Source organism: Rhodococcus sp. CX (assembly GCF_015865005.1).
Lineage (GTDB): Bacteria > Actinomycetota > Actinomycetes > Mycobacteriales > Mycobacteriaceae > Rhodococcus.
In genome coordinates this window covers 82,584-89,728 of the sequence record NZ_JADZGH010000020.1, presented here as the reverse complement: position 1 = coordinate 89,728, position 7,145 = coordinate 82,584, and the positions used below count along the sequence as shown (strand labels likewise).

Below are 7,145 nucleotides of genomic sequence, written 5' to 3'. Positions count from 1 at the left end.
GTCACGGGCGAGCGAGCCGAGCGCACCACCCGTTACGACCGCTGCATCATGAAATCCACCATCGCCTTGGTGTCCTTGTAAAAGACGTCGATCTCGCGGATCTTCCCGTCTTCGAGATGGTAGATCTCGACCATCGGGACTTCGAGCTCACGATCCACCCCGCCACGTGTCATCTTCGCGACTTGCCGGGTGATCACATGGTTCTCGCCGAGGTCGAAGACCTCTACGTCGACCGGACGAAGAGTGACCAGAGAATTGATCTTGGTCATGAGTGCCCTCAGGCCCTCCTTGCCCTTCCACTCACCGCCATACGGCAGTTCGGCGGCCTCCCGAATGATGATCTCCTCGTGGAAGGGATCCGATTGCCCGGTAACGCCTTTGTCTGCGATCTCCCCGTTGATACCACCGTCGGCAAGTCCGAGAACACTACCGACGCCCGTACCGCGTCGGCTTCGGTGGTGAACTTCCCGGCTGACCGGGGTCAGTTGCATCCCAGGGAATGGCGAAGCTCGACCTCGAACGCGTCCCCACTGGCATCCGTCGGACCGCTTGCCGCGAACCGTTCGACGTGCAGATTTCCGAGCTCCGGATGGCGAAGGAACTCCGCCGAGACGGCATCGATCATGGAACCGGGCCCGCAGGCGTAGATCTCGGTACCTTCCCGCGCTTCCCCCAGAATTCGCGGGAGGTCCGGGTAGCCGCGCTCGGTCTCGATCCATATGTCGACCGCCGCGCCGTGCATGGCGAGCGAGTCGCGGTATGCCATCGACGATTCGGTGCGCCCCCGTATACCAAGGTCCACTGCGCGTGGCGTCAGCGCGCTTCTTCGATCATCGGAATGAGCGGCGTGATCCCGATACCCCCTCCGATGAAGAGGTAGTTTTCGGCCACTGTCATGGGAAACGAATTCTTGGGTGTCTTGACGTCGAGCTTGATACCGGGCGCGGCGATCTCGCCCAATGATCACATATTGAACTACCAGCGTCAACGAATATGCCTGCCCGGCAATACTTCCCGCGTCCGCAGGCGCCGAGATGGACGCGGATCCGGGATCTCCCGAAACCGGACGTGTCGCCGTACCGAGGACGGTGGAGTATCTATTGACAAATATTTTTTGATGAGACTAACTTACTGTGACCCAGATCGCACCGGATGGCTGTAGATCAGCAACTCCGGTGAATATCCCACCCTCGCAACGACCGGCCCGGACCCTTGATGATCACCGGAACGCGACCGCCGCTCGAAGCAACTCGAGACCCCTCCGATCCCAAGCGAGGGTCGGGCGTTGTCGAACAGGTGGACCGCGAGGGACCGGTACACAGACGCACGACAACGAGGCGAAGAGAGTCCGATTCAATGTATCCACAGGCGGCAAACTCCCCAGCGGGGACCGACCACCCCGACGGATTAACGGCGGGACTTCAACGTGTGGCCCTGATAACGGGACCGAACACGGTCCAACTGCAGACAACTCGTGTCCCCGAACCCACAGGGCGCCAGGTCGCAGTCAAGGTGGATCTCTGTGGTGTCTGCGTGGCCGAAGTAAAGGCGTTCCACACCGGAGCAGGGCACGGACCCGAGCTGTGCGGCCACGAATGGACAGGACGCGTCGTGGCAACCGGCCCGGAGGTCGCCGACGTGAAGACAGGCCAACGCGTCGTAGTCGGAGTGCCCGCACCGTGCGGCGAGTGCGAATCGTGCGCCGCGGGACGTACGGACTTCTGCTCGTTCGTGATGACGGTGGCACGCGGCCGCGATCCCGGCGCTGCACCGCACGGAGGTTTCGCCACCGTCATGACAGTGCCCGAGTATCGCGTCGTGGCCGCTCCGCACCATCTGGCCGCGGAAGAAGCTGCATTCGTCGAACCGGCGGCGATCGCATGGCACGCCGTACGGCGCGCGTGCATCGCACCGGGTGACCGCGTGGAGATACTCGGTGCGGGTCCGATCGGGCTGCTCCTGCTCCAACTCGCGAAAGTCGCCGGCGCAGGCACCGTCGCGGTCACCGAACCCAATCGCAAACGCCGTGCCCTCGCGAGCGCACTGGGGGCCGATGACGTCCGTGCGGACACCGGTGACGGACTGACGAAACCGGACATCGTGTTCGAGTGCACCGGTATGCCCCAGGCACTTCAATCGGCGGTCGACCACGTCCGCCAGGGAGGCAAGATCATCGTCGTAGGAGACGCGGCCTTCGCTGAGGTGCAACCGAGACTATGGCTCGCGAAGGAGGCCACGGTCATCGCAGCGGCCGGCTACACCCGCGCCGAGATGGAACAAGCAATGAATCTGATAGCAGACGGACGAGTAACAGTCACCCCTCTGCACACGCGCACGGTCGGCCTCGGCGCCTTGGCGGGCGCCCTGATCGATCTCGCAGAAGCGTGCCCGAAGGACGTGAAGATACTCGTCGATCCGTGGATGGAGGACTCATGAAGATCGGATTGCGCTACGACATGCGAGCGCCGGACCTGGGTCCGGGCACCGCATCGACGGCAACGCTCTATGCAACCGCGGTAGAACAGTGCAAATGGGCCGACGAACGAGGATTCGGTACCGTCTATCTGGCCGAGCATCACGGCGCCGAAGACAACTACTGCCCGTCTCCGGTCGTGCTCGCGTCCGCGATCGCGGGGGTGACACGCGACATCCGCATACACTTCTCCGCGTTGTGCGTCACGATGCACGATCCCCTCCGGCTGGCCGAAGACCTCGCGGTGCTGGACCTGATCGCAGGTTCCGGTCGAATCGAGATCACAGCGGGAATAGGTTATCGCCCACACGAATTCGAGATGTTCGGCGTCGACTTCGAAAATCGCGCCAAGGTATTCGAGGAGAAGCTCGCCGTCCTGCAGCAGGCATGGAGCGGCAAACCCTTCGAGTACCGCGGAAAGACGGTTCGGGTAACACCCGTACCGGCCACACCGGGCGGACCGACGATGTACATCGGTGGCAATGCCAGACCGTCCGCCAGGCGCGCGGCGCGTATGGGCCTCGGCTATCGACCTGCAACCGAGGAGCTGTACAACTACTACGAATCCGAATGCACCCGGCTCGGGCATCCCGCACCCGAACCGTTCCCTCGACACGGTCCCGCTTTCGTCTACATCTCCGAGGACCCCGAACGTGCACTCGCAGAAGTAGCTCCCCACATCATTCATGCGAGCAACATGTACGCGCAGTGGGCAAGCGAGCGTTCCAACGCAACATTCAACGGCTATTGGAGTCGGAAGATCGACCTCGACTCGATCAGAGCGGACCCGAACATGTGGATCCTCAGCCCCGACGAGGCGGTTGCCCGACTGCAGGAGCTCGACGGGAACTTCGAGTTGCGACTCCACCCCCTCCTCGGCGGTCTTCCACCCGAACTTTCCTGGCGAAGCCTCGAACTTCTCGCCGACGCTGTACTACCGCGGTTGACTCCCCAACACACCCACGGTTGAGCGGTACCCGTGCGGCGATCCCTGGGCTCGACCGGCGCAATCGTTTGTTCTGATCTTGAAGAAAGGTTCACCACGATGGATATTCGGAAGCCTTGGGTTGTCGACAGCACTCTCAGCGAGCGATTTCCCGTCTACACCAGGGGAAATGCCGGCGAGGTAGCCGGGATGGTCGCATCTCCTCTGCAACAGACCGTCATCAGCGGATGGCGCTCCGAGACAGCCTGGCGCCAGGCGCTTGTCGACTTCGGTGCCTTCGAAGAGACCGAGTTCAGTCCTGATCATCTCGACATCCTCGGAATCGTGCACGGATATATCTACATAAACCTTTCGATTCAGCGGGTCTTCGGCGTACGCATGCCGGGAGCGAGCCCCGAGCTGATGGACAGGACGTACCTGGGCGCGAGTGCCGGCGCCCCGACGTACACGCCGCAACCGGGGGACAATGCACCGCAATACAGTGCGCGCGTGGAGGAAAGTATTGCCCGCGTGATGAGCACCCGGTCGCGGCCGGATCTCGACAGCGACGCACACGCAGCGCGAGTGCTCAGGAGCGAGAGGCCTGACTACTCGACCCTGTCGGACCTGGAATTGATCGAGTACTCGAACGCCGTCCACGAGCGCTACGCCGCTGATTTTCTCCGCAAGCACATGCTCATGATGTACGAATCATCCATCGTGACAGGTTTTCTCGATCAAGTGCTGGCGAGCCTGGGGGATCCGTCCCTTGCCGTGAGTCTGATGGGCGGATGGGGTGGAGTGGCTTCCGCAGCTCCGGCACAAGAACTTTGGCGTCTCGGCCGACTCGTTGCCGGTTCGAAGTCGCTCGTGAAGGAGTTCGAGAACGGTACGGCCGATGTTCTGGATCGGCTCCGCGCAAGCACCGGCGAACGGGCACGGACGTTCGTCAAGGAGTTCGATTCCTTCCTGTTCGAGTACGGCTCGCGCTCTACGCAGGAGTGGGACGTCTTCCCGCCGGACTGGGAAACGCATCCGAACATCGTTGTCAATCTCGTCGACCAGATGCGTAAGCTTCCCGAGGACAGGGCTCCGTCGGTGACCGGGGCACAGGTACGCGAGGGACGCGAGTCGCTGTTGCGGGAACTTCGCAGCAAGCTCGGAGCGAACTCCGAGGCGCTGGGTCAGCTCGAGGCCGCCGTAGCGGCATTGTCGGTGTGGATGCCAGCACGAGAGTTGAGCAAAACCAACTATATTCGTGTGCTGCACGAAGTTCGTCTACCGCTTCGTGAGCTCGGCAAGCGATACGAGGCCCGTGGGATTCTCGAATCGTTCGAGGATCTGGCGCTCCTTCGATTGGACGAAGTCGAGCAGTTGACGACCGATCCACGAGTCGCCGATGTCATCGCAGACCGGAAGCGTTGGGTCGCCGAACTGGAAAAGCTGGAACCTCCGTTCGTGGTCGTGGCCGGAGAGATCTCCAGCCCCACCACCTGGGAACAACGGACCGGGCCGTCGGCGGCGCCCATTGCCGCGAGCGGTGACGTCCTGACGGGAATCGCAGCATGTCCGGGTACAGCAACAGGCATCGCAAGAGTCGTGCTCGATCCGAACGAGGCAGAAGAACTCGAGCCCGGTGAGATTCTGGTGGCACCGGAGACAGATCCCGGCTGGACTCCTCTGTTCACCACGTGTTCCGGGGTCGTCGTGAACGTGGGTTCCCCGCTGAGCCACGCCGCCATCGTCAGCCGTGAGCTCGGCATACCCGCTGTCCTGGCCGTCGATCAAGCCACTCGCCGCATCAAGACCGGCACTCTGCTCACCGTCGACGGAACCGCCGGGACGGTCACCATCCATTGAGCTGGAGGACAGCGAAACCTGTGAAGGGACCGGAAGTCACGTCGACCGGGTCCACTCGTCGAGGCTGAACAGGAAGCCGAATTATCGGTTTCTCCACAATATTCGAGGAGTAGTAATGACCGAAGAAATTGAGCAGTCCTTGAACTGCGATCTGCTGATCGTCGGTTTCGGCGTCACAGGCGCATGCGCGGCACTCGAAGCCCGCTCCGAGGGAGCGGATGTTCTGGTTCTCGAACGGGCATCCGGCGGAGGAGGCACGAGCGCTCTGTCCGAAGGAGTGATCTACCTCGGCGGCGGCACCAAACTCCAGCGCGATCTGGGCATCGAGGACGATGTCGAGTCGATGTTCCGCTTCCTGGATGCAACGTGCAACGTTTCGAACAAGGCGGTTCTGCGAAAGTTCTGCGACGGCAGCGTCGCTCATTTCGACTGGCTCGAGGAACAGGGCGTCCCGTTCGCGCGCGAGCTCTATACCGACAAGCACATCTGTCCACCCGCCGGGCCCGGTCTGTTCGGCACAGGCAACGAAAAGGTATGGCCCTACCGGGAGATCGCACAGTGGGCCTATCGCGGCCATCTCGTGAACGGGCCGACGGGCAATGCAGGCTCCAAGCTGATGGAAGTGCTGCTGGCCCGTTGCATCGAGGCGGGGGTGCGGTTCATCGGTGATGCACGTGTGTTGCACCTGAGCCGCAATCGGGAAGAGCGTGTGACCGGTGCAGCGTTCCGCCGCCACGGCATCGACCATTCCGCCAGTGCCCGGCAAGGCGTGCTGCTCGCCACCGGCGGCTTCCAGATGAATCGAAGGATGGTGGCGCGCGATTTCCCGTTCCTGCTGGAGCACGGAGTGCCGATCGGCGACGACTACAGTGACGGGTCCGGGATCGAAATGGCCCAGGAGATCGGTGCCGATGTGGAATCGATCGGCGCCCTTCATGCCACGGCCAGCATCTATCCCCCGGGCCAACTGGTGAAGGGCATCATCGTCAACAAACTCGGCAAGCGCTTCGTGGCCGAGGACAGCTATCACGGAAGGACGGCGGCGTTCGTTTTCGACCAACCGGATCGCAAGGCCTACCTGATCGTCGATTCCGAAATCTTTGCATATCCGGAGTTGGCCGAGTTCTTCCGATACCGCCTGATCGACGGCTGGGATTCGGTGGCGGAAATGGAACGCGGTCTCGGCATCACGGAAAGATCCCTGCAGAAGACTCTCGCCGACTACAACGAATTCGCCGCCCAGGGCCGTGACCCTCAGTTCGGCAAGTACCCGGACTGGCTGAAGCCGTTCGACAACGGCCCATATGCCGCGTTCGATCTGTCGGCCGACAAGGTCCTCTACCACTATCATTCGCTCGGCGGGCTCAGAGTCGATGACAACGCCCGCGTGATCGCCACCACCGGTGAACCGATCGAAGGCCTCTATGCGGCCGGCAGTTGCGCAGCCGGGATCACCCAGACCGCCAAGGGTTATGCCAGCGGTATGACCCTGGCGAACGGGTCATTTTTCGGCCGCGTTGCCGCGCGGCACGCCACTACCGGTTCCGGAACGGTTACGCGAGTGGATGCGGAAGGTGTTGCGCCCCGGGTTCAGTGGAGGCTCACGATGAATCGCTCTTTTGTTCCGACGGGGATAGATGACTCGTAGTAGGACTGTTCGGCTTCGACGGGTGGGATCATCCCGATCTCGCCGTGCAGTTTCCGGTGATTGAACCGATCGATGTACTCGGCCACCGCAATTTCGAGGTCGTCGATCGATCGCCACGGACCCTTGTTGCGGACCAGCTCTGCTTTGAACAGCGAGTTGAACGCCTCGGCGAGGGCGTTGTCGTAGGATTGACCGGCTAATCGCGGCCCAGACCGCGGTGATCCCGGTCGGAATGGTTT

General features: G+C 62.2%; 8 protein-coding genes. 4 read left to right on the top strand and 4 right to left on the bottom strand.

From position 1 onward, the window contains the following. Window positions 1-32: 32 nt before the first annotated feature. Genes I0Q12_RS01965 through I0Q12_RS01955 form a run of 3 tightly spaced genes read right to left on the bottom strand, consistent with a single transcriptional unit; the run spans window position 33 to window position 960 of the window. Window positions 33-491, bottom strand: a complete 459-nt coding sequence (locus I0Q12_RS01965; RefSeq protein WP_197250347.1) for a nuclear transport factor 2 family protein — start codon at window positions 489-491, stop codon at window positions 33-35. Next, the gene (locus tag I0Q12_RS01960; protein ID WP_197250346.1) at window positions 482-766 is read right to left on the bottom strand and encodes a hypothetical protein; all 285 of its coding nucleotides are present in this window, start codon (window positions 764-766) and stop codon (window positions 482-484) included. Before I0Q12_RS01960 ends, I0Q12_RS01965 begins: the two co-directional genes overlap by 10 nt. Before the next feature lie 47 nt (window positions 767-813). Next, entirely contained in the window at window positions 814-960 is a 147-nt protein-coding gene (locus I0Q12_RS01955; RefSeq protein ID WP_197250345.1) for a hypothetical protein, read from the bottom strand. A 255-nt stretch (window positions 961-1,215) separates the two neighbouring features. Here I0Q12_RS01955 and I0Q12_RS01950 point away from each other — a divergent pair, with 255 nt between their 5' ends. The 4 genes from I0Q12_RS01950 to I0Q12_RS01935 all read left to right on the top strand — a co-directional run bounded on the left by I0Q12_RS01950 (window position 1,216) and on the right by I0Q12_RS01935 (window position 6,906). Then, window positions 1,216-2,436, top strand: coding sequence for a zinc-binding dehydrogenase (locus I0Q12_RS01950; RefSeq protein WP_307845974.1), 1,221 nt, complete (start codon window positions 1,216-1,218; stop codon window positions 2,434-2,436). Next, complete coding sequence (locus tag I0Q12_RS01945; protein ID WP_197250343.1) at window positions 2,433-3,443, top strand: LLM class flavin-dependent oxidoreductase; 1,011 nt, start codon at window positions 2,433-2,435, stop codon at window positions 3,441-3,443. The genes I0Q12_RS01950 and I0Q12_RS01945 overlap by 4 nt, the downstream gene beginning before the upstream one ends. Before the next feature lie 75 nt (window positions 3,444-3,518). Then, window positions 3,519-5,258 carry a PEP-utilizing enzyme gene (locus tag I0Q12_RS01940; RefSeq protein WP_197250342.1) on the top strand — a complete coding sequence of 580 codons (1,740 nt, stop codon included), beginning with the start codon at window positions 3,519-3,521 and terminating at the stop codon, window positions 5,256-5,258. A gap of 115 nt (window positions 5,259-5,373) precedes the next feature. Continuing rightward, window positions 5,374-6,906: an FAD-dependent oxidoreductase gene (locus I0Q12_RS01935; RefSeq protein ID WP_197250341.1), complete on the top strand. Its 1,533-nt coding sequence runs from the start codon at window positions 5,374-5,376 to the stop codon at window positions 6,904-6,906. Here I0Q12_RS01935 and I0Q12_RS01930 read toward each other — a convergent pair. Further along, on the bottom strand, window positions 6,849-7,145 hold a 297-nt coding region (locus tag I0Q12_RS01930), incomplete at its 5' end, for an integrase core domain-containing protein (protein WP_197250340.1). The two genes, I0Q12_RS01935 and I0Q12_RS01930, sit on opposite strands and share 58 nt — an antisense overlap.